This window comes from Brevibacterium atlanticum (assembly GCF_011617245.1).
GTDB classification, from domain to species: domain Bacteria; phylum Actinomycetota; class Actinomycetes; order Actinomycetales; family Brevibacteriaceae; genus Brevibacterium; species Brevibacterium atlanticum.
In genome coordinates this window covers 3435936-3462571 of sequence record NZ_CP050152.1, presented here as the reverse complement: position 1 = coordinate 3462571, position 26636 = coordinate 3435936, and the positions used below count along the sequence as shown (strand labels likewise).

Annotated in this window: 26 protein-coding genes and 1 pseudogene; 16 read left to right on the top strand and 11 right to left on the bottom strand. The window is 66.3% G+C overall.

Features of this window, described 5'->3' with window-relative positions:
• The first annotated feature begins 25 nt into the window (after positions 1-25).
• The 6 genes from GUY23_RS15450 (at position 26) to GUY23_RS15425 (ending at position 4819) form a co-directional block, all read left to right on the top strand.
• Positions 26-1003 carry an AzlC family ABC transporter permease gene (locus GUY23_RS15450; RefSeq protein ID WP_166973861.1) on the top strand — a complete coding sequence of 326 codons (978 nt, stop codon included), beginning with the start codon at positions 26-28 and terminating at the stop codon, positions 1001-1003.
• Complete coding sequence (locus GUY23_RS15445; RefSeq protein ID WP_228282427.1) at positions 1000-1401, top strand: AzlD domain-containing protein; 402 nt, start codon at positions 1000-1002, stop codon at positions 1399-1401. The genes GUY23_RS15450 and GUY23_RS15445 overlap by 4 nt, the downstream gene beginning before the upstream one ends.
• 85 nt (positions 1402-1486) lie before the next feature.
• The gene (locus tag GUY23_RS15440) at positions 1487-1798 is read left to right on the top strand and encodes a DUF2516 family protein (RefSeq protein WP_166973858.1); all 312 of its coding nucleotides are present in this window, start codon (positions 1487-1489) and stop codon (positions 1796-1798) included.
• Positions 1799-1846: 48 nt separating this feature from the next.
• On the top strand, positions 1847-2656 hold the full coding sequence (locus GUY23_RS15435; RefSeq protein WP_166973855.1) for an alpha/beta fold hydrolase: 810 nt from the start codon (positions 1847-1849) through the stop codon (positions 2654-2656).
• Positions 2657-2676: 20 nt separating this feature from the next.
• Positions 2677-4137, top strand: a complete 1461-nt coding sequence (locus tag GUY23_RS15430; RefSeq protein WP_166973852.1) for a glycosyltransferase — start codon at positions 2677-2679, stop codon at positions 4135-4137.
• Positions 4138-4207: 70 nt separating this feature from the next.
• Entirely contained in the window at positions 4208-4819 is a 612-nt protein-coding gene (locus tag GUY23_RS15425; protein ID WP_166973849.1) for a YbjN domain-containing protein, read from the top strand.
• On the opposite strand, the gene GUY23_RS15420 is transcribed toward GUY23_RS15425, so the two are convergent.
• Together GUY23_RS15420 and GUY23_RS15415 are read right to left on the bottom strand one after the other, a co-directional pair.
• Positions 4816-5403 carry a GNAT family N-acetyltransferase gene (locus GUY23_RS15420; RefSeq protein WP_166973846.1) on the bottom strand — a complete coding sequence of 196 codons (588 nt, stop codon included), beginning with the start codon at positions 5401-5403 and terminating at the stop codon, positions 4816-4818. The genes GUY23_RS15425 and GUY23_RS15420 overlap by 4 nt on opposite strands.
• Positions 5400-6545 carry a bile acid:sodium symporter family protein gene (locus GUY23_RS15415; RefSeq protein WP_208085376.1) on the bottom strand — a complete coding sequence of 382 codons (1146 nt, stop codon included), beginning with the start codon at positions 6543-6545 and terminating at the stop codon, positions 5400-5402. Before GUY23_RS15415 ends, GUY23_RS15420 begins: the two co-directional genes overlap by 4 nt.
• An 84-nt stretch (positions 6546-6629) precedes the next feature.
• On the opposite strand from GUY23_RS15415, the gene GUY23_RS15410 reads away from it, so the two are divergent.
• A complete protein-coding gene (locus GUY23_RS15410) occupies positions 6630-7373 on the top strand; it encodes a phosphoglyceromutase (RefSeq protein WP_166973843.1) in 744 nt (247 codons plus the stop codon).
• A 122-nt stretch (positions 7374-7495) separates the two neighbouring features.
• On the opposite strand, the gene phoU is transcribed toward GUY23_RS15410, so the two are convergent.
• Positions 7496-8158 carry a phosphate signaling complex protein PhoU gene (phoU, locus tag GUY23_RS15405; RefSeq protein ID WP_166973840.1) on the bottom strand — a complete coding sequence of 221 codons (663 nt, stop codon included), beginning with the start codon at positions 8156-8158 and terminating at the stop codon, positions 7496-7498.
• Positions 8159-8452: 294 nt separating this feature from the next.
• Between phoU and GUY23_RS15400 the strand changes: the two genes are divergently transcribed.
• On the top strand, positions 8453-9874 hold the full coding sequence (locus GUY23_RS15400; protein WP_166973837.1) for a sensor histidine kinase: 1422 nt from the start codon (positions 8453-8455) through the stop codon (positions 9872-9874).
• Positions 9871-10554 (top strand): response regulator transcription factor, encoded by a 684-nt coding sequence (locus GUY23_RS15395; protein WP_166973834.1) that lies wholly within the window; start codon positions 9871-9873, stop codon positions 10552-10554. Before GUY23_RS15400 ends, GUY23_RS15395 begins: the two co-directional genes overlap by 4 nt.
• Before the next feature lie 127 nt (positions 10555-10681).
• Here GUY23_RS15395 and GUY23_RS15390 read toward each other — a convergent pair whose 3' ends face one another.
• Positions 10682-11284, bottom strand: coding sequence for a hypothetical protein (locus GUY23_RS15390; protein ID WP_166973831.1), 603 nt, complete (start codon positions 11282-11284; stop codon positions 10682-10684).
• A gap of 409 nt (positions 11285-11693) precedes the next feature.
• Between GUY23_RS15390 and GUY23_RS15385 the strand changes: the two genes are divergently transcribed.
• From GUY23_RS15385 to GUY23_RS15370, 4 genes and pseudogenes are all read left to right on the top strand, one after another.
• Positions 11694-12176 carry a CarD family transcriptional regulator gene (locus GUY23_RS15385; RefSeq protein WP_135539215.1) on the top strand — a complete coding sequence of 161 codons (483 nt, stop codon included), beginning with the start codon at positions 11694-11696 and terminating at the stop codon, positions 12174-12176.
• Positions 12170-12553, top strand: a pseudogene (locus tag GUY23_RS15380) (IspD/TarI family cytidylyltransferase); the annotation flags it as partial. The gene GUY23_RS15385 and the pseudogene GUY23_RS15380, both read left to right, overlap by 7 nt.
• Before the next feature lie 202 nt (positions 12554-12755).
• A complete protein-coding gene (locus tag GUY23_RS15375; protein WP_166973828.1) occupies positions 12756-13019 on the top strand; it encodes a 2-C-methyl-D-erythritol 4-phosphate cytidylyltransferase in 264 nt (87 codons plus the stop codon).
• A gap of 28 nt (positions 13020-13047) precedes the next feature.
• A complete protein-coding gene (locus GUY23_RS15370; protein ID WP_166973825.1) occupies positions 13048-14124 on the top strand; it encodes a hypothetical protein in 1077 nt (358 codons plus the stop codon).
• 99 nt (positions 14125-14223) lie between these two features.
• Here GUY23_RS15370 and GUY23_RS15365 read toward each other — a convergent pair whose 3' ends face one another.
• The 3 genes from GUY23_RS15365 to GUY23_RS15355 all read right to left on the bottom strand — a co-directional run bounded on the left by GUY23_RS15365 (position 14224) and on the right by GUY23_RS15355 (position 17528).
• Positions 14224-15543 (bottom strand): amino acid permease, encoded by a 1320-nt coding sequence (locus tag GUY23_RS15365; protein ID WP_166976255.1) that lies wholly within the window; start codon positions 15541-15543, stop codon positions 14224-14226.
• Positions 15544-15765: 222 nt separating this feature from the next.
• The gene (locus GUY23_RS15360; RefSeq protein ID WP_166973822.1) at positions 15766-16437 is read right to left on the bottom strand and encodes an MBL fold metallo-hydrolase; all 672 of its coding nucleotides are present in this window, start codon (positions 16435-16437) and stop codon (positions 15766-15768) included.
• Complete coding sequence (locus GUY23_RS15355; protein ID WP_166973819.1) at positions 16437-17528, bottom strand: S-(hydroxymethyl)mycothiol dehydrogenase; 1092 nt, start codon at positions 17526-17528, stop codon at positions 16437-16439. The genes GUY23_RS15360 and GUY23_RS15355 overlap by 1 nt, the downstream gene beginning before the upstream one ends.
• Before the next feature lie 374 nt (positions 17529-17902).
• On the opposite strand from GUY23_RS15355, the gene GUY23_RS15350 reads away from it, so the two are divergent.
• On the top strand, positions 17903-19396 hold the full coding sequence (locus GUY23_RS15350; protein WP_166973816.1) for an amino acid permease: 1494 nt from the start codon (positions 17903-17905) through the stop codon (positions 19394-19396).
• Between the two features lie 215 nt (positions 19397-19611).
• Here GUY23_RS15350 and GUY23_RS15345 read toward each other — a convergent pair whose 3' ends face one another.
• Positions 19612-19716, bottom strand: a complete 105-nt coding sequence (locus tag GUY23_RS15345) for a methionine/alanine import family NSS transporter small subunit (RefSeq protein WP_139468130.1) — start codon at positions 19714-19716, stop codon at positions 19612-19614.
• A 1-nt stretch (position 19717) separates the two neighbouring features.
• The gene (locus GUY23_RS15340; RefSeq protein WP_166973813.1) at positions 19718-21280 is read right to left on the bottom strand and encodes a sodium-dependent transporter; all 1563 of its coding nucleotides are present in this window, start codon (positions 21278-21280) and stop codon (positions 19718-19720) included.
• A 248-nt stretch (positions 21281-21528) separates the two neighbouring features.
• On the opposite strand from GUY23_RS15340, the gene cysS reads away from it, so the two are divergent.
• A complete protein-coding gene (cysS, locus tag GUY23_RS15335) occupies positions 21529-22980 on the top strand; it encodes a cysteine--tRNA ligase (RefSeq protein ID WP_166973810.1) in 1452 nt (483 codons plus the stop codon).
• A gap of 61 nt (positions 22981-23041) precedes the next feature.
• Positions 23042-23980: a 23S rRNA (guanosine(2251)-2'-O)-methyltransferase RlmB gene (rlmB, locus tag GUY23_RS15330; protein ID WP_166973807.1), complete on the top strand. Its 939-nt coding sequence runs from the start codon at positions 23042-23044 to the stop codon at positions 23978-23980.
• A 71-nt stretch (positions 23981-24051) separates the two neighbouring features.
• On the opposite strand, the gene GUY23_RS15325 is transcribed toward rlmB, so the two are convergent.
• Both GUY23_RS15325 and GUY23_RS15320 read right to left on the bottom strand, forming a co-directional pair.
• Positions 24052-25551 carry an amino acid permease gene (locus GUY23_RS15325; RefSeq protein WP_166973804.1) on the bottom strand — a complete coding sequence of 500 codons (1500 nt, stop codon included), beginning with the start codon at positions 25549-25551 and terminating at the stop codon, positions 24052-24054.
• Between the two features lie 127 nt (positions 25552-25678).
• Positions 25679-26500, bottom strand: a complete 822-nt coding sequence (locus GUY23_RS15320; RefSeq protein WP_228282425.1) for an SDR family NAD(P)-dependent oxidoreductase — start codon at positions 26498-26500, stop codon at positions 25679-25681.
• Between the last annotated feature and the right edge of the window lie 136 nt (positions 26501-26636).

Below are 26636 nucleotides of genomic sequence, written 5' to 3'. Positions count from 1 at the left end.
ATGTGTGGGGTGCAGTGTATAGAACATGAGTTCATTATTTCGCACGATCGGAAGGGTGCTTCCCGGTCGCCGGCGGGCGCAGGAGGGCGGGCGGTCGCAGGAGCGCCAGCCCCCGATCGAGCGCGTACTGCCAGGCTCGACTTACCGTGCCATCGCCATCGTCACCGTGACGATCATCGCGGTCGCGCTGTCCTATGGTGCGATCTCGGCGGTCTCGGGCTTCGTGTGGTGGCAGACGCTGCTGCTGGCGATGTTCGCCCTCGGTGGTGCCGCCGAGTTCACCTTCGTCGGCGTCATCGCCGCCGGTGGTGCTCCGATCCTCGCGGTGCTCGCCGGGCTGCTGGTCAATTCCCGGAACTTCGCCTTCGGCGTCGCCGTCGGCCCCTTCTTCCCCCAGGACTGGCGGGCACTCATCGCCGCCCACTGGGTCAACGACGAATCCACCGCGATCTCGCGGACCGGGCACAACGACCGCGCACGCTGGCACGCTTTCCTCCTCATGGGTGCGGCCATCGCCATCATGTGGCCCGGCGGTTCCATGCTCGGCCAATGGCTGGGCAACGTCATCGACGCCGACTTCCTCGGCCTCGACGCTGCCTTCCCGATCATCCTCTTCTGCCTCATTCGAGGCGACCTGAAGAACCGCGCCACCCTGTCACTGACTCTCGTCGGCGTCCTCATCGCCGTGCTCCTCACCCCCGTGCTGCCGTTGGGGTTGGGCGCGGTGACCTCGCTGTCCGTGTTCGTCTTCGTCGCGACAGGTTGGGCGGTGCGCTCTCTGATCCGCCGGCGCCGAACCGCAGACCATCACCGAGGCGGTGCAGGCCACCCGGATAGCGGAGACGAGAATACCCCCGGTGACGGAGGCGTGGGACTGGCCGGCGGGGGCGCAGTCGCCTCGGGTGGCGACGACGCTGCATATCGGCAGAGCCCGGAACATCCACCGAACCCGGATCGACCACAGCACCCGGAACGATCCGTCGATGCAGGGGAGGGACGATGATGAGCGCCGGCAGCTTCCTCATCGCGCTCGCAGCGCTGAGCCTCGGAACCTACCTCATGCGCTTCGCCGGGGTGAAGCTCGGCGGCGCCATCGCCACGAAGGGTCGCCGCGGTCAGCCGGTGACCAGCGGCGGCGCGGGCACCACCTCAGCGGGGGTGGACGATTCGGGCACCTCGACCGAGCGCGTGACGATGTGGATGGACCGCGCGACGGTCGTGCTCATCGGCGCCGTGTTCGCCACGACGGCGATCTTCGACGGCCAGGACCTCGCCGACCCGGCCCGCCTCATCGGCGTCGGGGCCGGGGTGCTCGCCGCAATCGTGCGGGTCCCCATGCTCCTCGCCGTCGTCATCGGCATGGGGATGTGCGCACTCATCCGCACGACGGGCATCCTCTGAGAGTGCGGTGAGTCGGGGGTGGGCAATCGCCCAGGATCGCCAGCCCGGCCTGACCCGAGCGGGCGGGAATTGCTAGGCTGGGGGAATGGAATACATTGCGGGCTTTCAGAGTCTCGTCTTTCTCGCGCTGACGGTGGCCGCCTTCATCGTCCAGCTGTGGGCGTTCATCGACTGCCTGCGCTTCAAAGACGAGAACTACCGCGCCGTGGACAAGCAGAGCAAGAAGTTCTGGGTCATCCTCCTCGGCGTCGGACTCGCGCTCGCGCTCATCGCACTCCCGCCGATGGGTATGCGCATGATCTTCCTCAACATCATCGCCCTCGTCGCCGGCATCGTCTACCTCACCGACGTCCGCCCGAAGGTCAGGGCCGTCGACCCGCGCTACCGCAACCGCTGAGGCTGTACGCACCGTGACCGCACGAGACGCGATGACCGCACACACCGCATGAGCGACGACCTCAGCCTGCCGGGTCCCGACACCGGTTACATCGCCACTTTCGGCGCAGGCCTTCCGCACACCCTCTTCAGCCACGGTTTCGCCGGTGCCATCCGCGACACCCGCCCCTTCGGCACCGGCATCTCCGGCACCCGCCATTTCCTTCACCTGCCCGGCCACGGCGGCCGACCCTCACCCGGCCCCGGATGGACCTACCCTCAGATCGCCGAGTCGCTCGCCGACGCCCTGCGCGCCACCTCGGCGACGCAGGCCCTCGGGGTATCGATGTCCGCCGGCGGTCTGCTCTACCTGCTCAGCACGGCGCACCCCGTGATCGCGGACCTTGAGAAGGTCGCCCTCGTCCTGCCCGCCTCCTTCACCGGATTCCCCGCCGAGGTGACCGCTGCCAACCGCTCCTACCTCGAGCGACTGCGCGGTCTTGTCGCCGGTGAAGATGTCGACGGCATCGTCGATCTCATGCTCACCCGGGAACCCGCCGAGGTGGCCGAGATGCTCCCCGCGCGGGCGTGGACGAAGGCGAAGGCGGAGAATCTCGTCCACACGGACATGTCCGACGGGCTCGGGCTCGCGCTCGAGACCGCTGTCGACGACACTGCCGATGCCGCTGAGAATCTGCGGACCTTCCCTGGCGAGGTCCTCATCCTCACCCACGAGGCCGACGCGGCTCACCCGGTCCCCATCGCCGAGGCGATCGACGCAGCCATCCCGAACGCTCGCCTCGAGGTGCTCCCTCCGGGGTCGATCCTGTGGCGCGGACGCCACGAAGTGCGCCGCATCCTCGGCGATTTCCTCGGTTAGTCGTTGGCTAGACTGTCCCCGTGCGCATCTCCGTCCTCTCCCTCCACACGTCACCCGCCGCTCAGCCCGGCCAGGGCGATGCCGGAGGAATGAACGTCTACGTCGATCAGTCGGTGCGCGCTCTCGCCGAGGCGGGGCACAGGGTCGACGTCTTCACCGCAGATCCCGGCGGGCTGGACGGGTCCGGGGGCAATGACGGCGACCGGGTCAGTACGGGCACCGGGGCCGATGTGGGAACCGGGGACGACAACGGCACAGGGGGGCACGACAGCACCCGTATGGAGATCGCCGAATCCATCACCCTCCACCACCTGCCGACCGATGCGATGACGAAGGACGAACTCGCCGACGCCATCGACGAGCTCGCACAGCTGCTCAACGACCACCCGGACTTCCGTGCCGCCGAGTTCATCTGGGCCCACTATTGGATCTCCGCCGAGGCGGCCCTGCGCGCCCGTGAGATCACCGCGGAGTCCTCGTTGGCTCCGAGCGAACCCGCCCATGCCGACCGAGCGTTCGAACCGGATCGCGTCCGTGTGCCCATCGCCGTGAGTATGCACACGATCGGTGCGGTGAAGAACCGCGACTCGGAGACCAACCACGAGCGGCCCCAGCGCCTGCAGGCCGAAGAGCGGATCGCAGCGGAAGCCGACCTCCTCGTCGCCGGCACCCCGGTCGAGCGGCGCGACCTCATCAGCGAAGTCGGTGCCGAACCGGACTCGGTCGTCATCGCCCGCCCCGGCGTCGACCACACTCTCTACCGGCCCGGTGAGAAGTCCGCCGCCCGGCAGCGACTCGGCTTCGGCGACGACGAAGCGATCGTCCTCTACGTCGGGCGGATGCAGTTCATCAAAGGCACCGACGTCGCCGTCGATGCCCTGGCCGAGCTGCGTGAGCGCGATCCGCACCTGGCCTCCCGCACCCGGGGGATCCTCCTCGGTGCGGCCTCCGGAGTCGATCCCCGGACACCGGCGGGCGCCGGTGGCCGGCCCGCGACGGTCTCCTCGACGTACCTGCGTTCACTCACTTCCGCCATCGCGGCAGAACCCAGCGTCGAGGTGCGGCTGCCCGTGCCCGCACACGTCCTCGTCGACTACTACCGCGCCGCCGATGTGCTCATCGTGCCCTCCCGCAGCGAATCCTTCGGCCTCGTCGCCGCCGAAGCCGCCTCCTCCGGACTGCCCGCAATCGCCTCGGCGGTGGGTGGACTGCCCGAGATCGTCGAGCACGGACATTCGGGACTGCTCATCGCCGACCACAACCCGCGCCACTGGGCGACGGCGATCGAGACCCTGCTGCGCGATGAGGAGCTGCGCCGCGAACTCGGTGCCCACGCTGTCGACCGAGCCGAGCGCTTCGACTGGGGGTGCACTGTCGCCGCCGTCCTCGACGTCCTCCCGGACCCCGACGCTGTGACCGCCCACAAGGCGACGGCGGATGCAGGGTCGCGGCCGAGATCCGCAGCGCTGGGAGCGTACTGAAGGAGTTCGGCGCGTGCTGAAGGACTAAAGTCGATGGTGAGCACGAGAGTCGAACGAAAGGCGTGAGACCATGAGCACCGACACCGAGGCGATCCTCACCGGCGTGCGCACGTGGGCCGAGAGCAACGACGTGCCCGTCGACTCCGTCGAGGACTCCGAGATCGTCGTCACCCTGCCCGGCGAAAAGAAGCTCAAAACGAACGTCGCCATCAGCGTCTTCGCCCGCACAGCCCACCTGCAGGCCTTCGTCATCCGCCACCCCGACGAGAACGCCGCCGAGTTCAACCGGTGGCTGCTGCAGAAGAACCTCAGGCCAGGACCGGTCGCGTTCGCGATCGACAGCCTCGGCGATGTCTATCTGCGCGCCAGCGTGCCCAGGGAGCACCTGCTCGATGAGCTCGACAGGCTGCTCGGAGCCATGCTCGCCACTGCCGATTCCTCGTTCAACGAACTCCTCCTCATCGGATTCCGCACCGGGATGAAGAGGGAATGGGCGTGGAGGGTCAGTCGCGGAGAGTCGACGCGCAACCTCGCCGCATTCGAGAAGGAACTCAGCGGCGACGACAACGAGTTCCTCGGCACCTTCGGTCAGGGTGAGACCGAGTTCGCCGAGGCGGAGCCGGACACCACGAGCATCGCCGACCGGCCGCAGGAAGCCGAATCCGCAGGTGATGCTCGCTAGGTGAGTGGGAGTTTGAGACCCTCGTGGCTGGCGACGTAACCGAGTCGTGCGTAGAAGCGCTGCGCATCGCCACGTGACTTGTCGGTCGTGAGCTGGACGAGCCGGGCACCGAAGCGGCGACCGCAGTCATGCGCCCATTCGAAGACCGAGGTGCCGAGGCCGATTCCCTGTGCGGCGGCACCGATGCGCACCGCTTCGATCTGCAGACGCAGAGTGCCGCGACGCGACAGGCTCGGCATGAGACTGAGCTGGAGCGTGCCGACGACTTCCGTATCCTCTTCGACAGCGACGAGCAGCTGGTTGGGGTCGGCGTTGATGAGTCCGAAGGCACGAGCATAGGCGGCCAGATCGTCAGAGTCGGACGCGTCGGTGTCGCCTGTGTTCGTGCGGCCCGCGGCAGTATCGGCAGTGCCCTCGCGGGCGGCGCCGAGCACGTCGTCGCGCAGCAGTGCCACGAGGGCCGACAGATCGGACTCCACCGCGCGCCGGATCGTGAACCGTCGGCCCGTCACCTCGAGTGATTCGCCGGTGAAGGACTCGAATCCCCGGCTCGGAGCCGCCTCGGCGCTCATCGGTGTGCTCATCGTTCGGTGCTCCCATCGATGGATCCGGTGCTTCCGCCGGTAGATCCGGTGTCTTCGGTAGCGGACGCGGAGGCGCCCACGGAGACGCGCTCGGGCGCATCGACCGGTGCCTTGACGTAGGGTCGGCGGGCGAAGATCGAGGCGAGCAGCGCACCGGAGACGTTGTGCCACACGCTGAACACCGCGCCCGGCAGAGCCGCCAGTGGCGAGAAGTACGTGGTCGCCAGGGTCGATGCCAGTCCGGAGTTCTGGAGTCCGACCTCGAAGGACATAGCCCGACGCGTCGGGGTGTCGAGGCGACAGGCCGCGGCCACGCCGTAGCCGACTGCCAGGCCGAGCACATTGTGCGTGACGACGGCCAGCAGCACGAGCACACCCGCAGTCGCGATCGACCCGGCCGAACCGGCCACGACTACGGACACGATGTAGGCGATGGCGATCGATGCCAGCCACGGCAGCACCGGGGCGATCGCATCGACGAATCCGGACGCGAAGACGCGGACGATGACACCGACGATGACGGGCACGAGCACCGTCTGGCAGATCGAGACGAACATCGACCAGAACGGCACGTCCATGTACGAGCCGGCCAGCCACAGGGTCAGCAGGGGAGTGAGCACCGGGGCGAGCAGCGTCGACATCGTCGTGATCGATACCGACAGCGCGGTATCGCCCTTGGCCAGATACGTGACCACGTTCGATGCCGTACCGCCGGGAGCACAGCCGACGAGGATGACGCCGACGGCGATCTCGGCAGGAAGACTGAACACCGAGACGACGAGAAGGCCGAGCAGCGGCATCGCCACGAACTGAGTGATGACGCCGAGGACAGCGACCCACGGGCGTTTGGCGATGCGTGCGAAGTCCGGCAGCGTCAGCGTCAACCCCATGAAGAACATGACCACACCCAGAGCCCAGGTGATCGACGGCGCCAGGGGAGTGAAGGCGTCGGGGAGGAGGAACCCGAGTACGCCGGCGATGACGACGAGCACGGGCAGGGCCGTGACGGCGATGATCGAGCTGCGGTCGGCGGCAGGAGCGTCGGCGCTCCCAGGGGATGTGCCCCCTGCAGATGTGCCTCCAGCCGGCCGGTTTCCCGGGGGCATATTTCCAGGGGACTGCGGTGTCGGTGCGTCGGTCATGGCGACAGGATACCTTCCCTGTTTTGATATGCGAGACGCTGGACCGAATGATGGTCATCATCGCAGTCGTGCAAAAATGGTGCCATGACGTATAACCTCATCCTGCTGCGCCACGGCGAGAGCGAATGGAACCAGAAGAATCTGTTCACCGGGTGGGTCGACGTGCCCCTCACCGACAAGGGCCGTGCCGAGGGCCAGCGTGCCGGAGAGCTCCTGCGCGAGAAGGACCTCGTCCCCGACGTCGTGCACACCTCACGCCTCAAGCGGGCGATCCTCACCGCGAACCTCGCCCTCGAAGCCGCCGACCTCTCCTGGCTCGACGTCCACCGCAGCTGGCGACTCAACGAACGCCACTACGGAGCCCTCCAGGGGAAGAACAAGAAGGAGATCCGCGAGGAGTTCGGCGAAGAGCAGTTCATGACCTGGCGCCGGTCCTTCGACACCCCGCCGCCGGCGCTGGCCGACAGCTCCGAGTTCTCGCAGGCCGGTGAGGCCCGGTACGCCAACCTCGGCGATTCGCTTCCCCGCACCGAATGCCTCGCCGACGTCATCGACCGTCTCTTGCCCTACTGGTACGACGTCCTCGTCCCCGAACTCACCGTCGGCAAGACCGTGCTCGTCGCTGCCCACGGCAACTCGCTGCGTGCTCTGGTCAAACACCTCGACGGCATCTCCGACGCCGACATCACTGGGCTGAACATCCCCACCGGCATCCCGCTGCACTACGAGCTGACCGAGGACTTCACCCCGGTCAAGCCCGGAGGCACCTACCTCGATCCCGACGCCGCCGCCGACGCAATCGGCCAGGTCGCGAACCAGGGACGCTGAGGCTAGCTGAAGCTGGGGCGACAGCGACGATCGCCGAGGTGGAGGAACCACCTCGGCGATCGTCGTCTGTGCGTCGTGCGGGCCTCAGTTCTGGAAGCGCGCCTCGCTTCTGCGGGCCCGCCTCACTTCTTCGACAGGTACGGCTCCCAATTGCCGGTGAGCAGGTATTCGACCTTCTGCGAGACCGAGACCGCGTGATCGCCGAAGCGCTCATAGTAGCGCGAGAGCAGAGTGACGTCGGCGATGTGGCGCGGGGCCAGTGAGGCGGCGGGTGCCTCGGCGAGCTTCGCGAAGACGCTGAGGTGGAGCTCATCGAGCTCCTCGTCGATCGCGTTGATGGTGGGCACATCGGTCAGGCCGGGATTCGAGAGCAGCCGCTGCGTCGCCTCGGCGATCTTCTCTCCGGACTCACCCATGCGGGCGAAAGTCGACTCGAAGCTCTCGGGAATCGCCGACTCGGGGTAGCGGATGCGCACCTGCTGGGCGATGTGCCGGGCGAGGTCGCCCATCCGTTCGAGCGACGCGGACATCCGCAGCGAACCGATGACGGCGCGCAGGTCGGCGGCGACGGGAGCCTGGAGGGCGAGCATCTCCGCGGCCTGCTGGTCGAGGGTGAACTGCATGTTGTCGATCACGGCGTCGGCCTCGATGACCTGTTCGGCCAGTTCGAGGTCGTTGGACCGCAGCGCCTGATTAGCGAGCCGAATCGCTTCGAGCGCCTTGGTGGACATGCCGACCAGCTGGGTGGCCAGATCGTCCAATTCGTTCTTGAAGACTTCGCGCATTGACGGCTCTTCCTTACTCTCGATCGTGCGAGGGGGTTTCATCGGGATGACTGCTTGCGCGCGCATCCGGTCCTCAGCCGATCATGGACAGGCGGTCCGATCACGGACGGGCAATCCGGTCACGGACCGGTGAACCGGTCAGCGGCCGAGGGTGGGGGAGCGCAGGCACACAGACGTCAGCTTCCCACGAACGAATGAACGTCACCTGTCGGAAAGGTGAATTCCTCGGCAAATGGGCCGCGGCAAGGTGAATTCGGTGCGCCGAGACGGTGGACAGCACCTAAGCTTGAGGTTGTGGATCTCTTGGTAGTGGCGGTCCTGACCGGCGTCGTCGGCCTGGGCCTTGGCATAGCGGGCATTCTGGCGTTCCGATTCAGCGAACGCTCCCGCGATGCTGCCGATCTGCATTCCGAGGACGACCTTCCCGAAGGCATCGCCGAGGTGCTCGCCGTCCTCCCGTCGGCCGCGATCGTCATCGACGCCGGCGACGATGTCGTCAAAGCCTCTCCGGCAGCGTATACGTTCGGCCTGGTCAGAGGCCATTCTCTCGCCTCACCCGAGATGCTGCGCGTCGTCGGCCGGGTGCGTGCCCGAGGCCTCATCGAGGAGATCGACCTCGAACAGAAGCGTGAGAACTCCGATTCCGTGCTTCGCTTCCTCCACGCCCGCGTGGCACCGCTGGGCACCTCCTTCGTTCTCGTCCTCTGCGACGATCAGACCGAATCCAAGCGCGTCGACGCCGTCCGCCGCGACTTCGTCGCCAACGTCTCCCATGAGCTCAAGACCCCGATCGGAGCGATGGCCCTCCTCGCCGAGGCGGTCACCGACTTCGCCGACGATCCCGCCGCGGTCGAACGCTTCGGCGGGCGCATGCAGCGCGAGTCGAAGCGGCTGACCCAGCTCGTCCAGGAGATCATCGACCTCTCCCGCGTCCAGGATCACGCCGCTCCCGCGACCACGGAGAAGATCTCCGCCGCCGAGGTGGTCGACGATGCCGCCGATCGTGCACGCACGCGTGCGGAGGGCAAGAACATCCACATCGAGATCTCCCCGCCGTCGGATCTGCTCATCGAGGGCAACTACGAGCTCCTCGTCAATGCGGTGCGCAACCTCATCGACAACGCCATCAACTACTCACCCGACGGCACCCGCGTCGGCGTCGGGGTCGACCTCGTCGACGAACGCGTCGAGATCGCCGTCACCGACCAGGGCATCGGCATGTCCGCCCAGGACACCGAGCGGGTCTTCGAACGCTTCTACCGCGTCGACCCGGCACGGTCCAGGATCACCGGCGGCACCGGTCTGGGCCTGAGCATCGTCAAGCACATCATCGCCACCCACGGCGGTGAGGTCCGGGTGTGGAGCCGGCTCGGCAAAGGGTCGACTTTCACGATCGTGCTGCCTCTGGCGGGCACCGCACCCGAACACTCAGCCAGCGATTCGGCCCCCGACGGGGTGCTCATCGAGCATTCCGCAGACCCGGCGCCGGCAGCGGTCGCGACCGGGGAATCTGAGGAGGGCTCCGATTCGGACGGCGCTGCAGCCTCGGCGGGCGCCGCCTCGGCGAGTGAGAACGACGTCGGCGATGACGGTGGAGAGGACAACGCACCCTCCGCCGGTGATAATAATGGAGACGGCGACGTCGCCCGGGCCGACCGTGACGGTCCGACTGAGGAACTGACCGATGAAAGCGAACAAAGGAAGCTCACAACGTGACTCGTATTCTGCTTGTCGAGGATGAGGATTCGTTCTCGGACCCGCTGTCGTACCTGCTCGGGAAGGAAGGATACGAGGTGACGGTCGCCGACGACGGGCTCAAGGCGCTCGCGGAATTCGACCGCAGCGGCGCTGACCTGGTCCTCCTCGATCTCATGCTGCCCGGCGTCTCCGGCACCGAGGTGTGCCGTGAGCTGCGGGCGAAGTCGAACGTGCCGATCATCATGCTCACGGCCAAGGACTCGGAGATCGACAAGGTCGTGGGGCTCGAACTCGGCGCCGACGACTACGTCACCAAGCCCTACTCCTCCCGCGAACTGCTCGCCCGCGTGCGTGCGGTGCTGCGGCGCAACGTCGAATCCGACGGCTTCGAGGACGAGTCGGTGCTCGAGGCCGGGGGAGTGCGCATCGACGTCGAACGCCACGTCGTTTCCGTGCGCGGCGAGGAGCTGTCGATGCCGCTCAAGGAGTTCGAGCTGCTCGAGATCCTCGTGCGCAACTCCGGTCGGGTGATGACCCGCGGTCAGCTCATCGATCGCATCTGGGGCGAGGACTACGTGGGAGACACGAAGACCCTCGACGTCCACGTCAAGCGTCTGCGTGCGAAGGTCGAAGAGAATCCCTCGGAACCGCGACTGCTCACGACCGTCCGCGGGCTCGGATACAAGTTCGAAGCCTGAGAGGCAGACGCCTGATCCGACAGTGAATGCGAAAGGAGCCGCTCACATGATGTGAGCGGCTCCTTTCGTCTGTTCCGGAAGTTTACCTGTTCCGGCTGACCGTCTGCTTCGGCAGGCGACCGTGTGATCAGCCGTTGGCCGTTGCGTCGTCGGTCGAGGTGGCCTCGTCGGACGACGTGGCATCGTCGGTCGAGGTGGCCTCATCGGAGGACGTGGCATCGTCGCTGGGGACGCTCGAGGGCGACTCGGTCGGCACATACTCCTCGTAGTAGGGCAGGGAGTCCGAGAGCACCTGGGTGCGGATCGTCTTCTCTTCGCCGCCGACCGTGACGGTGATGTCGACGAGGTCGCCCGGCTGAGCGTCGAGCTTATCGACCGTGACGACGTCCTTGGATGTGGTCTCGGGACTCTTCGGATCCTGGACGAAGGCCTCGCCCGCCTTGACGGATTCGTCCACTGTGGTGCCCGAGGCCTCGATGGTCACATCGGCGGTGGAGTCGCCCTTGTTGAGGAGGGTGAAGAACAGCTGCGCCGGGCCTTCGCCCTTCTCGTCCATAATGAGCATCAGTCCGCGGACCTCGACATCACCGACCGTGCCCGAGGCGCCGTCGCCGCCGTTGTAGTGGTATTCGGCGGTCTGGTGGGGAGACAGCAGGCTTGCACATCCGCTGACGGGGATAACGAGAGCGAGTGCGGCAACGGCGAGCGCCGCGCGGTTGTGCCGTTTCATTATGCTCCTTGAAGTGGCAATACAAGATCAGTCTGTATACTACCCGCTTTTTGACCTGCTGTAGAACCGGGTCCGATCTGCAGACGAAGTCCGCGAACGGTGGCCATGGACGGGGAGTGGTCGGTGGTGCTCGGGTGGCTCTGGGTGTCGCTCGGAAGCTTGTCCAGGGTCGCGCGTGTCGTGAGTTCATGGGAAGTTCATTCCTCATCACGGGCGGGGGAGATCATCGACGGATCCCGCGCCGACGGCAGGGTGCCCGATGCCGACATCCCCGCTGGCGAGGCGGTTGAGCGGCTCCCTCGGCCGATCATGAGGCGCGGAGCCTAGCATGAAGATTCATTACTCTGAGTGATTTCTGTGGCGCGCCTCATGGTAAACTGGGATTCCGCGAAAGGGGTTTGAAGAGAATATGAGTTTCCAGGTCGGCGACACTGTTGTCTATCCACATCACGGTGCAGCGACAATCCAAGAAATCAAGAAGCGATCCATCAAGGGTGAGGAGAAACTGTATCTCAAGCTCCAGGTCGCCCACGGCGATCTCGTGATCGAGGTGCCGGCCGAGAACTGCGATCTCGTCGGTGTGCGAGATGTCGTCGGTGAGGAAGGCGTGGAAAAGGTCTTCAACGTCCTCCGCGCGGAATTTGTCGAGGAGCCCGCCAACTGGTCCCGCCGCTACAAGGCCAATCTTGAGAAGCTGCAGTCCGGCGACGTCATCAAGGTCGCCGAGGTCGTCCGCGACCTCTGGCGCCGCGAGCAGGATCGCGGCCTGTCGACCGGAGAGAAGCGCATGCTCTCCAAGGCCCGTCAGATCCTCGTCTCCGAGCTCGCGCTGGCCGAGAAGAAGGAAGAGTCCGAGGCAGAGGCCCTGCTGGACGAAGTGCTCGCATCCTGATCACTTGTGTCACCATCCCGGCCGCAGGGTCGGGAGCTCGTCTTCGCGGCGGGGAGCCGAAGGCTGTCGTTCGGCTGCACATGCGGAGCGTGTTGGCCCGCACTCTCGCGACGATCATCTCCTCGGGAGTCGCCACCACAGTCGTGGTGGCGACTCCCGAGGATTTTCTTTTGCGCGCACGAGAGGGAATCGTCTCGGTAATTGCGCGGATGAATTCCGATATTCCAATCACAGCCGTAGCAGGCGGAAAAGGCCGTACCGTGTCGGCGCAACTCGCCTTGAAACATATCGGCGCTGCCGACCTCGTGCTCGTCCATGACGCGGCGGGGTGTCTGACCCCGCCCGATGTGTTCCGTCGCGTGCATGCAGCGCTGCTCTCCGGCGCCGAGGCGGTTGTTCCCGTTCCGCCCATGGCCGATCCTGTCCGGCGGGCAGGTGTTCACCCCGCGACGGAATCAGACCCAAGCGGGGGCGCCGAAGCGCGTGCGGCTCTCACTTCGGACGTGAGCGTTTGGTCGATCCACCGTGATTCTGACGCCTCAGACCGCGGTGGATCGACCAAACAATTCGGTTCCGGCAATGTCTATGGGCACCTTCGGGCCCCACGCACTGGTGCGGGGAGACCTCGATCGGGCACACCTGCGACGGGTTCAGGCCCCGCAGGGGTTCCGCACCGAGACTCTGCTGCGCGCTTACGACCATCATGTGGTCGGCGTGGCCGACGATGCTGCGCCCGCCGGGGTCGCCGAATCCGACGAGGGGTTCGCTGAAATCGCCGACGCCCTCGTGTACCCGAACCGAGAGACGGGCGCCGAGGGGCTCGTGCTGAGCCATCCCGGCTGAGCGCCCCGATCAGAGAGGCAGGTGGACGATGAGAGTCCTCTTCCAAGGAGCCGGCGCCATCGGCATCGCCGGAGCCGCACTCTTCACCGACGACCACCACGTCGCCGTCGTGTCCCGTACTCCTGCACCGAGGCCGCGAGCGGTCTATCCGCGACGGGTGAGCGTACTCGATTCGAGCGGTACCCAGTGCCCGGTTGGGCCGGCTGGGCGCGGACCCCGCGACGGTGACCTCGGCGACGACATCGACGACGCCTCCGGTTCGTGGTCCGGTGCACCCGCTGACACCGAAGTCTCCGGCCAAGCTGCACGCGGATGGTCGGTGACGGAAGTGGCGTCGACGAGGCGGGTGACGGTCACCGACTGGGTGGGGGCGCGGGAGGCCGGGCGGTGGGACCTCATCGTCCTCTCCACCCGTCCGGGCGACCTCGACCCGACGGTCGCCTCGGCGATTCGGACGACCCGTGCGCCCGTCATTGCGATCACCAGCCAGGTCGACGGGGACCTGGATCGTGCGAGGACGCAGTTCCCCGACGCCGAGGTGGTCGTCTTCGGTCCCGCGTTCGTATCCGAACGCGTCGCCGACGGTGAGGTCGAGACCGGGCGAGAGGTGCGTTATTGGGCACCGCCTGGAGCGCCGAGGTTCCTCATCAACGGGCGGCGCGAGACGGTCACGCACTTGGCTCATGGGCTCGGCCGGCTCGTCATGCCCGTGCCGCACGCCGTGATCGCGCTGCCGCCGACGGTGTTCATCCCCTACGTCGCGGAACTCACTATCGGCGACGGGAATTGGGCCCAGCTGACGTCGCACCTCGATCGACCGGCGAGAGCAGCCGCCGAGGCGGTGCGGGCACGCAGCGGCCTGCCCGTTCCCACGTCCGCAGGTGTCGCTCGGGCTGTATCGGTGCCGCTTGCTCGGGCGGTGCTCGGGACGATGGAGACCCTGCTGCCCATCGACGTCACCAGCTATGCGGGTCGTCACTTCGGCCGTCACGTCGGGCAGACCCGGGACATGCTCACCGGTTGGGCGGCGGCTGCCACGGCACCGACAGCTCTGCGCGAGCAGATCGCTGCCCTCGACGCCTCAGCCGCAGGTGCGATCGGCTGAAGTGACGAGCTCAGCGCGGCTCAGCCCGATTCGGTCTGACTCAGTAGGACTCAGCCTGCCTCAGTTCGATTCACCTGATTCCGTTCGATTCGGTCGGGCTCAGACCTTCGCGTCGGGGTGGCGCTTCGTGACGATGAGGCCGACGAGGTAGAGCGCGAGAACGAAGATGAGCGTCCCGATGATCTGGAAGCGCACGGATGCGACGGTGAGACCGAGACCGATGATCACGGCGATGCCCGCGAGCGTGAGATACGACAGCCACGGGTAGCCCCACATCCGCAGCGGCAGGGAGTCCCCGGCCGCCTCGGCGCGACGACGGAGCACGATCTGCGAGACCAATGTCGCGACCCACGTGACGATGAGCGTCGAACCGACGATGTTGAGCAGGACTCCGAGCACCTCGGCGGCCCAGAAGTAGTTGAGTGCGACGGCCACGAAGCCGAACGCCGAAGTGGCCAGCACCGCGGGCACAGGCACGCCGCGGCGGGTCGTCCGGCCGAGCCCGCGCGGCAGCATGGATCGCTGCGACATCGAGAACGCCATCCGGGAGGCGCCGTAGATGTTCGCGTTCATCGACGACAGCAGGGCGATGACGATGACTGCGGCGAGCAGGGACGCGATGAACGGCAGGCCCGCGGTCTCCAGCACGGCCACGAACGGCGATTCAGCGAGGCGGTCGTCGGTCCATGGCAGAACGAGGACGATGATCGCCACGGATCCGATGTAGAGGAAGAGGATGCGCCACACGATGGTCCTGATCGCCTGGCTCACGCTGCGCTCGGGGTTCGCGGTCTCGGCGGCGGCGACCGCGACGATCTCGATGCCGCCGAAGGCGAATGCGACGACGAGCAGGCCCGCGGCGATGCCCGAGATCCCGGTGGGCATGAACCCATCGGTGAAGATCTGCGTGGGCGGATCGGCCGGAGTCCAGCCGAGGAGGTACGCAATGCCGAGCACGAGGAAGAGCACGACGAAGGCGACCTTGAGCAGTGAGAACCAGAACTCGAACTCACCGAAGCTGCCTGAGGTGGTGAGGTTGATGGCAGTGAAGACGAGCATGATCGCCAGGGCGATGACCCACTGCGGGATCGCGGGTACGTAGGCTGCGGCGATCTGCGCGGCAGCGGTGGCCTCGGCAGCGACGACGAGGCACAGCTGCACCCACCACAGGGCACCGACGGCGAAAGCGGCGGCAGGTCCCATCGCCTTGCCCGCGTAGTGCGAGAACGCTCCGGGGTTCGGATCCGCGGCGACGAGTTCGCCGAGGGCCCGCATGACGAAGATGACGATGAGGCCGGCGACGACATAGGACACGAGGACAGCTGGGCCGGCCGCCTGCACGCCGGCACCGGAACCGACGAAGAGGCCGGCGCCGATCGCCGAGCCCAGGCTCATCATCACCAGGTGGCGGGGCTTCATCCCCACCTTGAGGCCGGTGGCGTCTGCGGAGGTGTCGGAAGCGCCGCGAGCCGAGGCGGATGGCGCGTCGGAGGGCTGCTGTGAGTTCGAATCAGGCACGGCGTCGAGTCTAGCCGTCGGCGTCGGAGACACTGGCCGCCGGGTGTGCCGGACGCGATGCGGCCCCCGGCTCATTCGAACCGAGGGCCGCATGCTGCGCCAGACTGATCACTGACCGAAGGCTCAGTGACCGCGTTTGATCCATTCTTCGAGCGAGGGGCGTTCGGCTCCGATCGAGGTCGCATCGCCGTGCCCGGTGAGCACGACCGTCGCGTCGGGGAGTTCGAAGAGCACGTCGCGGATCGACTCGATGATCGTTTCGAAGCTCGAATACGACCGACCGGTCGCTCCGGGGCCGCCGTTGAACAGCGTGTCACCGGAGAACAGCACCGGACCGACCGCGCGACCGGCACCGGCCGTGGCAGGTGCCGGCAGTCCCGTCTCGACGAAGAAGCACGTGGAACCGGGGGAGTGGCCCGGAGTGTGCAGAGCCTTGAGCCGGACACCGCCGACGGACCAGGTATCGCCGTCGGCGATCCGCCCGTCCGGGCGGTAGCTGTCATAGGTCATGTCCCACAGGACATAGTCGTCGGGATTGAGGTACACGGTGGGATTGCCCACCCGCTGCGCGAAGTCACGGACGACTCCCACATGGTCATCGTGACCGTGTGTGAGCAGAACGGCCTTGACCTCTCTCGATCCGACCGCCTCGGCGATGGCATCGATGTTGTGAGCGGGGTCGATGACGATGACCTCGGAATCGTCGCCGATGATCCACACATTGTTGTCGACATCGTGGGTCTCACCGTCGAGGGAGAACGTGCCGGAGGTGACGAGATGCTCGATGGCTGTCATCAGAACTCCACCACCGATCGCAGAACTTCACCCTTGCCCATCTTCTCGAATGCGGCCTCGACGTCGCCGAGTCCGATCCGTTCGGTGACGAACTTCTCCAGTGGGAATCGTCCCTGCTGGTAGAGGTCGACGAGCATCGGGAAATCCCTGTCGGGCAGGCAGTCGCCGTACCACGAGGACTTGAGCCTGCCGCCGCGGCCGAACACGTCGAGCAGCGGCACGGTCAGCTCCATCTCCGGTGTGGGCACGCCGACGAGGACCACGGTGCCGGCGAGGTCGCGACCGTAGAAGGCCTGCCGCCAGGTCGCGGGAAGTCCGACGGCGTCGATGACGACGTCGGCGCCGAAGCCGCCCGTGCGTTCCTGGATCGCGGCGACGACCTCGTCCTCGCTCATGCCCTTGGTGCTCACAGTGTCCGTAGCGCCGAGGTCCTTCGCCCATTCGAGCTTCTTCTCGTCGATGTCGAGCGCAATGATCGTTCCGGCCCCGGCGAGAGCCGAACCGGCGATCGCTGCACAGCCGACACCACCGGCACCGATGACCGCCACGGACTTGCCGCGGGTGACTTCACCGGTGTTGATGGCGGCACCGATGCCGGCCATCATGCCGCAGCCGAGCAGACCGACGACGGCGGGATCGGATTCGGGGACCTTCGTGCACTGGCCGGCGGCGACCAGGGTCTTCTCCGCGAAGGAGCCGATGCCGAGTGCGGCCTCGAGCTCGGTGCCGTCGGGCAGCGTCATCTTCTGCGAGGCATTGTGCGTGGCGAAGCAGTACCACGGCTCTCCGCGCTTGCATGCGCGACACTCTCCGCAGATGGCGCGCCAGTTGAGGATGACGAAGTCTCCGACCTCGACGTTGGTGACACCCTCGCCGATCTCGGAGACGACTCCGGCGGATTCGTGGCCGAGCAGGAACGGGTAGTCGTCGCTGATCCCGCCTTCGCGGTAGTGGAAATCGGTGTGGCAGACGCCGCACGACTTCACATCGACGATGACCTCGCCCGGTCCCGGATCCGGGATGACGATGTCGGTGAGTTCGACCGGGGCTCCCTTGCTGCGAGAGATGACGCCCTTGACGGTCTGTGGCATTGCGGCTCCTAGTGTTCGAGGGGCGTCGACCGAGGCCGGTCCCGCCCGACGGAAAGTCCGTGCAACCCCCACCCTAACGAGGCCGTGCCCCGGCGACCAGCACGGTCCGGGAATTGACTTCGCACCACGGCCGATACGGCGGCTGTCCGGGCATCGCGGAACCCTGCTCGCGGCGCCGGGCGGGAGCCCGCGGCCGTGCCCGGCGGTGAGGCTGCGGTGGTGCCTGCCGGACGCGGCGAATCGTTGCCGAAATGTCGCCTGCGTCTCACTATGTGAAGTACCATTGGTCGGTAAACTCGACCGTAGTGGTCTGCATCACCTTGGAGACCACCCGTGGTGATAGGGCCACGCAGCCACACTGCAAAGGAGGAGTCATGGCCGGCGAATGGAAACGCACCAAATCCATCGAGCAGAGCATCCGTGACACCCAAGACCCCGAACATCAGCTGAAGAAGAACCTCGGCGCCCTCGACCTCGTCATCTTCGGAGTCGGCGTCTGCATCGGTGCCGGAATCTTCGTCCTCACCGGGCAGGCGGCCGCGACGAACGCCGGACCCGGCATCGCGCTGTCCTTCCTCATCGCCGGCGTCGCCTGTGGGCTCGCGGCGCTGTGCTATGCGGAGTTCGCTTCGACCGTCCCGGTCGCCGGCAGCGCCTACACGTTCACCTTCGCCACGATGGGCGAGCTGCTCGCCTGGATCATCGGCTGGGACCTCATCCTCGAGTTCACCGTCGGTTCGGCTGCACTGGCGACCTCATTCAGCCAATACCTCGCCGTCGTCCTCGACGGCACACCGCTGGCGATTCCCGAAGCGATCGCGACAGCTGAGAACGGCTGGGTCAATCTGCCCGCGGGCCTCCTCGTCCTCGGCCTGACTGTCGTGCTCGTCACCGGCATCAAGCTCTCGAGCCGAATCAACATCTTCGTCACCATCCTCAAGGTCCTCGTCGTCCTCGCCGTCATCATCGTCGGTCTCTTCTTCGTCAAGGTCGCGAACTGGGTGCCCTTCATCCCGCCGGCCGAGGAGCCTGCCGACACCGGCGGCTCGATGCTGCACCTGCCCATCGTGCAGGGACTCTTCGGTCTCGAACCGAGCGTCTTCGGCGTCGGCGGCATCTTCGCCGCGGCCGCCATGGTCTTCTTCGCCTTCATCGGCTTCGACGTCGTCGCGACCACCGCCGAGGAGACGAAGAACCCGCAGAAGAACCTGCCCATCGGCATCTTCGGTTCGCTGGCGATCGTCACCGGCCTCTACATCGCCGTCTCGCTCGTCATCACGGGTATGCAGAACTACAAGGACATCGACCCCGAGGACGGCGCCCCGCTGGCGACGGCGTTCGTCAATGTCGGTCTGCCCGTGATGGGCAGCCTCATCGCGGTCGGTGCCTGCATCGGCCTCATCGTCGTCTGCATGATCCTCTTCATGGGGCAGACGCGTGTGGGCTTCTCGATGGCCCGCGACGGCCTGCTGCCGCAGTGGCTGGCGAAGACGAACCCGAAGTTCGGCACACCCTACCGGTTCACGATCATCACAGGCGTGATCATCGCGATCATCGCCGCGTTCGTGCCGCTGTCCACGCTCGCCGAGCTCGTCAACATCGGTACGCTCTCGGCCTTCGTGCTCGTCTCGATCGGCGTCATCGTCCTGCGTCGGACTCGCCCCGAGCTCGAGCGACCGTTCAAGGTCCCGTTCGTCCCGGTGCTGCCGATCATCTCCGCGATCATCTGCTTCTACCTCATGCTCAACCTCAACATGGACACGTGGATCCGTTTCCTCGTGTGGCTGGCCATCGGCCTGGCCGTGTACTTCCTGTACTCGCGCAAGCACAGCAGACTCAATAAGCCCGCTGAGCCGGTCGAAGCATAGCCGCGGCTCCTTCGCCGAGGCGGCCGTGACCATGGTCCGCCACCTCGGTGAGGGGAAGGGCTGGACCCCGACGGGCCGCCACGGTGCGGGGAAAGAGCCCGACCGGCCACCTCGGTGGGGGGAAGTCGCACGGCGAATGAGAAAGGCGGTCCGACCCCTGATGACAGGGATCGGACCGCCTTCTTCGTGTCACGCCGTTGGAGCGGGCGGGGTGCTCACTCCTCGTCGGGGTGCTTGCGCAGGTGCATGATCGCGGCGCCGAGGCCGCCCCAGACGGTGACCATGGCGATGACCATCATGATGATTGCTGAAGTACCCATGTCAGGCTCCTGTGGTTTCGTTGCGGAGATTCTCTTCGGCCACGGAATCGGCGATCGCCGATTCCGCCTCGGCGATGGTCTGCTTCGGCCATCTGATGAGCGTGAGCACGATCGCTGCCACGATGATCAGGCCGATCATGCCCCAGCCCATAATTCCGGTGACACTGACCGGGTAGTCCTCGTACCCCTCGGTGGCGTAGGCGATGATCTGGTGGATGAGCATATAGGCGAGCACCAGAGTGGTCAGCCCGCCGAGGATGATCATCCAGGTCCAGCCGACCTTGAAGCTCGAGATCGCATTGAGGTGGTTGCGCAGCACCGGCAGTTTCCTCAGTGCCCACCCGATCGCGATGAGACCGATGACGGCGCCGCCGACGATGCCGATGTTGTTCGCCCAGGCATCGATCGTGTCGAGCACGTAGAGGCCGGTGACCGTGGGAAGCAGCACGATCGAGATGATCGCCATGACGCCTCCGACGAGGAGGATCGAAGCCTTGTTCCCGATCCTGAACTTCTCGCGCAGCGCCTGGATGGGCACCTGGACGATCGAGACGAGCGAGGTCAGGCCGGCGAAGACGAGGCAGGCGAAGAAGGCGAAGCCGAAGAGTCCGCCGCCGGGCATCTCCGAGATCAGCGTCGGGAAGGCCATGAACGCCAGCCCGATCCCGGAGTCGGCCACCTCGGAGACCTCAGTGCCCTGCGCCGCAGCCATGAATCCGAGTGCGGCGAAGACGCCGACACCGGCGAGGATCTCGAATGCGGAGTTCGAGAAGCCGACGACGAGACCGGAACCGGTGAGGTTCGTCTTCCTCTTCAGGTACGAGGCGTAGGTGATCATGATGCCGAAGCCGATGGACAGGGAGAAGAAGATCTGCCCGTAGGCCGCGATCCACACCGTCGGGTCAGTCAGGGCCGAGAAGTCGGGCGTGAAGAGGGCATTGAGTCCCTCGGCGGCACCCGGCAGGAACAGGGCGCGGATGACGAGAGCGAGGAAGAGGATCACGAGCAGCGGAATGAAGATCTTCGAGAAGCCCGCAATGCCGTTCTGCACACCGAGGAGCAGGATGCCCAGGGTGATGACCCAGACGATGATGATCGGGATGAGCACGCCGGGGACGAACTCGAAGGAGATGCCCGGATCGGTCAGCTTGAGGAAGTCCGACTGGAAGAAGGAGGCCGCATCGTCTCCCCACGCCTGGTTGAGGGAGAAGAACATGTAGCAGCCGGCCCAGCCGATGATCGCCGCATAGTAGACGCCGATGACGAAGGCCACGCCGGTCTGGAACCAGCCGATGGGCTCGGCGATCTTCGAGGCCATCCGGAACGACAGGGGTGCCGAACCGCGTGAGCGGTGGCCCATCGCATAGTCGAAGAAGAGCAGCGGGATGCCCGCCGTCAGCAGTGCGACGAGATAAGGGATGATGAAGGCGCCGCCACCGTTGTCATAGGTGACATAGGGGAAACGCCAGATGTTGCCGAGGCCGACCGCCGAGCCGATGGCCGCGAAGATGAACGCGCCGCGGGTGGCGAAGACCTCCCTCTGGGGTGATGTCTTGGCAGACATAGTGTCCTTTCTCGATCGGTCGCGGGGTTTCGAGACCGAGTTCAGCTCCCGCAGTCTCGTCTGTGAGGCGGGTGAGTTCGTGCGAAGTCCGGATTGCGAGAACGCCTCTCACGTCGGCCTTCATTGCTTGCGTCCACATTACTGGGAATTGGCTGTGTATTGTGTGCCGCGTCACGTGAGGTGCGTAACAGTCCTATGTCGAAGGCAGGGAAACCGCGAATTCGGAGCGGCCCGGTAGACTTGAGGACGTGACTATCTCGCTCTATAACACCGCCAGCCGCAGGACCGAAGAACTGCGTCCCGTCAACGACGGGCACGTCGGGATCTATGTCTGTGGCGCCACGGTGCAGGGCGAGCCGCACATCGGTCATCTGCGTTCGGCATCGGTCTTCGACACCCTGCGCCGCTGGCTGCTCTACAGCGGGTATTCGGTGACGATGGTCCGCAATGTCACGGACATCGACGACAAGATCCTGTCGAAGTCCGTCGAAGAGGGCCGCGAGTGGTTCGCTCACGCCTACAAATACGAGCGGGCGTTCACCGACGCCTACAACGCACTCGACGTGCTGCCTCCGAGCAATGAGCCGCGTGCGACCGGCCACATCACCGAGATGATCGAACTCATCTCCCGCCTCATCGAGGCGGGCCATGCCTATCCCGCTCTCGACGGCAGTGCCGATGTCTACTTCGACGCCGCCTCGTGGGCCGACTACGGTGAGCTGACGAACCAGAAGCTCGAGGACATGGAGTTAGCCGAAGGCGCCGAACTGCGCGGGAAGAAGGACGCTCGGGACTTCGCGCTGTGGAAGGCGCACAAGGACACTGAGCCCATCACCGCCTCGTGGCCGTCCCCCTGGGGGAGGGGTCGTCCAGGCTGGCACATCGAATGCTCGGCGATGTCGACGAAGTATCTGGGGTCGAACTTCGACATCCACGGCGGCGGCCTCGACCTGCGCTTCCCCCACCATGAGAACGAACTCGCCCAGTCAAGGGCGGCCGGGGATCGGTTTGCGAACGTCTGGATGCACTCCGGACTGCTCAACGTCGGTGGGGACAAGATGTCGAAGTCGCTCGGCAACTCGGTCTTCGCCTCCGACCTGTTCGAGTCCTTCAGCCCGCTGGCTCTGCGCTACTTCCTCACCGGGGCGAGCTACCGGTCGATCCTGGACTTCTCGCCTGAAGCGATGGAACGCTCGGCGGCCTCGCTCGAACGGCTGTCGAACTTCCTCCAGCGGGCTCGGCAGTCACTCGGCGCGAGCGCTCCGGCCCTGCCGGATGTCAGCGACGGGTATGCGGCCCGCACGGTCGATGTCCCTGTTGAGTTCGCCGCGGCCCTCGACGACGACCTCGGCATTCCGCGGGCACTGTCCGTGGTCTTCGCGGCGGTGAGCGAGGGCGCGAAGCTGCTCGATGCGGGAAGCGATCCGGAGACTCTGGCGAGGATCGTCGCCGAGGTCGAACTCATGCTCGACATCCTCGGCGTCAACCCCAGCGCTGCGGTCTGGGCCGGCTCGGACGCCGATGAGAAGGCGGAATCGGCACTCGACTCCCTCGTCGCCACCCTGGCGAACAAGCGTGCCGAGGCCAAGCGGGACAAGGACTACGCGACTGCGGATGCGATCCGCGACGAACTCGCCGCGGCCGGCGTCATCGTCGAGGACACGGCCGACGGGTACCGCTACCACCTCGGCGAGGGCTGAGGACCACGAATCTCGGTCACGGGCACACGCCCGCGGCCTCTACGCACCTGATAGGAATCACATGGCTTCCAATCCCCGCTCCGGCGGTTCGAAGAAGGGTCCGACCAAAGGGTCGGGCGGTAAGAACAAGCGCGGACTGCGCGGCAAGGGCCCGACGCCCAAGGCCGAGGACCGCGTCTACCACAAGGCGCACAAGGCCGCACAGAATCGCAAGTCCGCCAACGCCTCGGCGCAGGCGAAGCGGAAGAAGAAGGAGCTCGGGCCGAATATGGTCGCCGGGCGCAATTCTGTGCTCGAGGCGCTGCGCGAGGGGGTGCCGGCGACCGCGATGTACGTCTCCGGTCGCATCGACTCCGACGATCGTGTCCGCGAGTCGATCACCCTGGCCACGCAACGCGGCATCTCGATGCTCGAGGCGAGCAAGCCCGACCTCGACCGGCTCACCGACGACGCGATCCACCAGGGCATCGCCCTGCAGGTCCCGCCGTACGAGTACGCCGACCCCTCCGATCTGCTCGAATTCGCCGCCGACCGGGCCGAGACCCCGCTGCTCGTGGCTCTCGACGGGATCACCGATCCGCGCAACCTCGGCGCGATCGTCCGCTCGACCGCGGCCTTCGGCGGTCACGGAGTGATCATCCCCGAACGGCGCGCCGCGTCGATGACGGCGGCCGCGTGGAAGACCTCGGCCGGTGCCGCGTCTCGAATCCGCGTCGCCCAGGTGGTCAACCTGGCCCGGGCGATCGATGAGCTGAAGAAGCAGAACATCTTCGTCGTCGGCCTCGACATGGACGGAGATGTGGAGCTGCCCGAGCTGAGCTTCACCCGTGACCCGCTGTGCATCGTCGTCGGCTCCGAGGGCAAGGGACTGTCCCGACTGATCTCGGAGAAGTGCGACCAGATCGTCTCGATCCCGATCGCCGCGACGACCGAATCCCTCAACGCCGGTATCGCCGCGGCCGTCTCACTCTACGAAGTGGCGAGAGCCCGCCGCGCCTGAAACCCCCATTTGCTACCTGACGGCGGCCCAGCAACCTCGCGCGAGGTTGCTGGGCCGCCGTCAGGTAGCAATTAGGGGGTGAGGGTGGTGCGGTAGTCCTGTTCACTGAGTCGGCCGACGACCGAGTGGCGGCGGCTGTAGGCGAAGTAGACGAGCGCGCCGACGGCCATCCACACGCCGAAGACGGCCCAGGTCGTCCCGCCGAGGTTGATCATGAGGAACGCGCACGCGAGCGCACCGAGGGCCGGGATGACCGGGCCGAAGGGGACCGTGAACGACCGCTCGAGGTCAGGTCGCTTCACGCGCAGGTAGATGACGGCGAGGTTGACGAGGAAGAACGCGAACAGAGTGCCGATGCTTGTGGCGTCGGCGAGCTCGCCGAGGGGAATCAGCGCCGCAGTGATCGCGACGAGCCCGCCGACGATGAGGGTGCCGGCCAGAGGAGTGCCGGTGCGCCGGGAGACGACGCCGAAGATCTTCGGCACCATGCCGTCGCGCGCCATCGTCAGCAGGATCCGCGACTGTCCGTAGAGGACGGTGATGACGACGGAGAAGATCGCGAGCACCGCAGCCACCGCGAAGGCGAGGACGGCGAGGTTCGAACCCGTGATCTCCTCGACGATCTGGACGAGCGGAGCGTTTGCGCCGGAGAACCACTGCCACTGCCTGGCCCCGATCGCGGCCACGGCCACGAGCACGTACATCGAAGTGACGATGAGCATCGAGAAGATGATCGCCCGCGGCAGATCGCGGCGGGGGTTCTTCGCTTCCTCGCCGGCCGTCGAGGCCGCGTCGAAGCCGATGTAGGAGAAGAACACGCTCGAGGCGGCCGCGGTGACTCCGGCGGCCCCCATCGGCAGCATAGGCGCGAAGTTGCCGGCCTTGAACGCGGTGAAGGCCACGATTGCGAAGAACACGAGGATCCCGAGTTTGACGAACACGAGGATCGTATTGACGATGCCGGATTCCCCGGCCCCGCGCATAAGCAGCACCGTCGCCAGGGCCACGACGACGAGCGCAGAGATGTTGATGATGCCGCCGGGATCGTCCGCCACCCCGGGCCCGGCGGTCAGGGAGGCGGGCAGTTCGAGTCCGAACACCCGCAGAGTCTCATTGACGTAGTCGGCGGCGCCGACGGCGACCGCGGCGACCGAGACCGCGTATTCGAGGACGAGACACCAGCCGCAGACCCAGGCCACACCCTCGCCGAGGGTCGCATAGGAGTACGAATAGCTCGATCCCGACACCGGCACCATGCCGGCCATCTCGGCGTAGCTGACCGCCGAGAGCAGCGCGGTGACTCCGGCGAGGACGAACGCCAGCCATACCGCGGGTCCGGCCACGGGGACGGCCTCGCCGAGGATGACGAGGATTCCCGTGCCCAGGGTGGCGCCGACGCTGATCATCGTCAGCTGGAAGACGCCGAACGTCCGCCGCAGGTGGCCCGATCCCTCGGCGTCGGTCTGTGCGTCCGCGACCATCGATCCGATCGATTTGCGCCGCCCCAGTTGGCGCAGCACCCCCGCCGAGGTGGCTGTCGGTGGTGCGGATGGCGTATCAGGATCGGTCATATGAATATTTTTGCATAATGTTGCATATCCTCTCGGTCGGGTTCCCCGCGATCACGGGGAACGGTCGCCTGCCGCGTCGCCGATCTCACACGAACAACGCCGCCTGGCAGGCCCCGAACCGGCCTTGTCACACGTCGGGGGTGAAGCGGCCGTCCTGAGCCATCCACCCGCCGTCGACGAGCTGCGAGTGCCCGGTGATGTAGCTCGAGGCGTCCGAGGCGAGGAAGAGGACGGGCCCGGCGATCTCGTGGAGACGACCCCAGCGGCCCAGGGCGGTCTTGTCGGCGTAGGCGTTCCACCATGTTTCGTCGGCTTTGATCTGCTGCGTCAGTGGGGTGTCGAACGGTCCGGGCAGGATCGCATTGACCCGCACACCCTGTCCGCCGAGCTCGCTGGCCAGCGTCTTCGTCAGCTGTACGACCCCAGCCTTGGCCGCCGCGTACAGACCCTGACCGGGTTCGATGGCCAGCGCCCTGAACGACGCGTAGGTGACGATGGAGCCACGGCCCCGAGCAGCCATCTCCCGGCCGAAGCCGCGCATCAGCCGGTAGGTGCCCTTGAGGTTGATGTCGATGACCCTGTCGAACTCGTCATCGGTCGTCGAGATCAGTCGCTTGCGCACGTTCGCCCCGGGGGTGACGACGAGGACCTGCGCCTCGGCCTGAGCCGCGACGAGAGCGTCGACGGAATCAGTACCCGTGATGTCGACGGCGACGGCTTCGGCGGATCCGGCCCCGCGGTCGGCGACGAGTGCGGCGGTCTCCTCGGCTCCCGCGAGGTTGAGATCGGCGGCGACGACGTGGGCTCCGGCGTCGGCGAGACCGATGGCGCTGGCCTGGCCGAGTCCGGATCCGGCGCCGACGACGACCGCGGTGCGACCGGTCAGGTCGAACAGACCGGGAATCGACGGGTTGTTCTCATTCGTGGGCATCGGTTCGGTGGCGGTCATCAGGGGTCCTTCCGTGGGGTTTCGTCGGCGAGGGACGACGTCGTCCCTCCGCTGAGATCAAAGCTATGCCCGCCGAGGCGGTTCTGCCGCGATCGTTTCACCCTGTGGAACATGGACGGGGCGGATCTCCGCTTCC

Coding starts and splice junctions, on each gene's coding strand:
- phoU (WP_166973840.1), bottom strand. CDS start 8,158: ATGCGCGAAGTCTTCAAGAACGAATTGGACGATCTGGCCACCCAGCTG.
- GUY23_RS15410 (WP_166973843.1), top strand. CDS start 6,630: ATGACGTATAACCTCATCCTGCTGCGCCACGGCGAGAGCGAATGGAAC.
- GUY23_RS15370 (WP_166973825.1), top strand. CDS start 13,048: ATGAGAGTCCTCTTCCAAGGAGCCGGCGCCATCGGCATCGCCGGAGCC.
- GUY23_RS15350 (WP_166973816.1), top strand. CDS start 17,903: ATGGCCGGCGAATGGAAACGCACCAAATCCATCGAGCAGAGCATCCGT.
- GUY23_RS15420 (WP_166973846.1), bottom strand. CDS start 5,403: ATGAGCACACCGATGAGCGCCGAGGCGGCTCCGAGCCGGGGATTCGAG.
- GUY23_RS15375 (WP_166973828.1), top strand. CDS start 12,756: ATGTCTATGGGCACCTTCGGGCCCCACGCACTGGTGCGGGGAGACCTC.
- GUY23_RS15325 (WP_166973804.1), bottom strand. CDS start 25,551: ATGACCGATCCTGATACGCCATCCGCACCACCGACAGCCACCTCGGCG.
- GUY23_RS15365 (WP_166976255.1), bottom strand. CDS start 15,543: ATGAAGCCCCGCCACCTGGTGATGATGAGCCTGGGCTCGGCGATCGGC.
- GUY23_RS15345 (WP_139468130.1), bottom strand. CDS start 19,716: ATGGGTACTTCAGCAATCATCATGATGGTCATCGCCATGGTCACCGTC.
- rlmB (WP_166973807.1), top strand. CDS start 23,042: ATGGCTTCCAATCCCCGCTCCGGCGGTTCGAAGAAGGGTCCGACCAAA.
- GUY23_RS15355 (WP_166973819.1), bottom strand. CDS start 17,528: ATGCCACAGACCGTCAAGGGCGTCATCTCTCGCAGCAAGGGAGCCCCG.
- GUY23_RS15320 (WP_228282425.1), bottom strand. CDS start 26,500: ATGACCGCCACCGAACCGATGCCCACGAATGAGAACAACCCGTCGATT.
- GUY23_RS15425 (WP_166973849.1), top strand. CDS start 4,208: ATGAGCACCGACACCGAGGCGATCCTCACCGGCGTGCGCACGTGGGCC.
- GUY23_RS15445 (WP_228282427.1), top strand. CDS start 1,000: ATGATGAGCGCCGGCAGCTTCCTCATCGCGCTCGCAGCGCTGAGCCTC.
- GUY23_RS15415 (WP_208085376.1), bottom strand. CDS start 6,545: ATGACCGACGCACCGACACCGCAGTCCCCTGGAAATATGCCCCCGGGA.
- GUY23_RS15390 (WP_166973831.1), bottom strand. CDS start 11,284: ATGAAACGGCACAACCGCGCGGCGCTCGCCGTTGCCGCACTCGCTCTC.
- GUY23_RS15440 (WP_166973858.1), top strand. CDS start 1,487: ATGGAATACATTGCGGGCTTTCAGAGTCTCGTCTTTCTCGCGCTGACG.
- GUY23_RS15385 (WP_135539215.1), top strand. CDS start 11,694: ATGAGTTTCCAGGTCGGCGACACTGTTGTCTATCCACATCACGGTGCA.
- GUY23_RS15360 (WP_166973822.1), bottom strand. CDS start 16,437: ATGACAGCCATCGAGCATCTCGTCACCTCCGGCACGTTCTCCCTCGAC.
- GUY23_RS15340 (WP_166973813.1), bottom strand. CDS start 21,280: ATGTCTGCCAAGACATCACCCCAGAGGGAGGTCTTCGCCACCCGCGGC.
- GUY23_RS15435 (WP_166973855.1), top strand. CDS start 1,847: ATGAGCGACGACCTCAGCCTGCCGGGTCCCGACACCGGTTACATCGCC.
- GUY23_RS15450 (WP_166973861.1), top strand. CDS start 26: ATGAGTTCATTATTTCGCACGATCGGAAGGGTGCTTCCCGGTCGCCGG.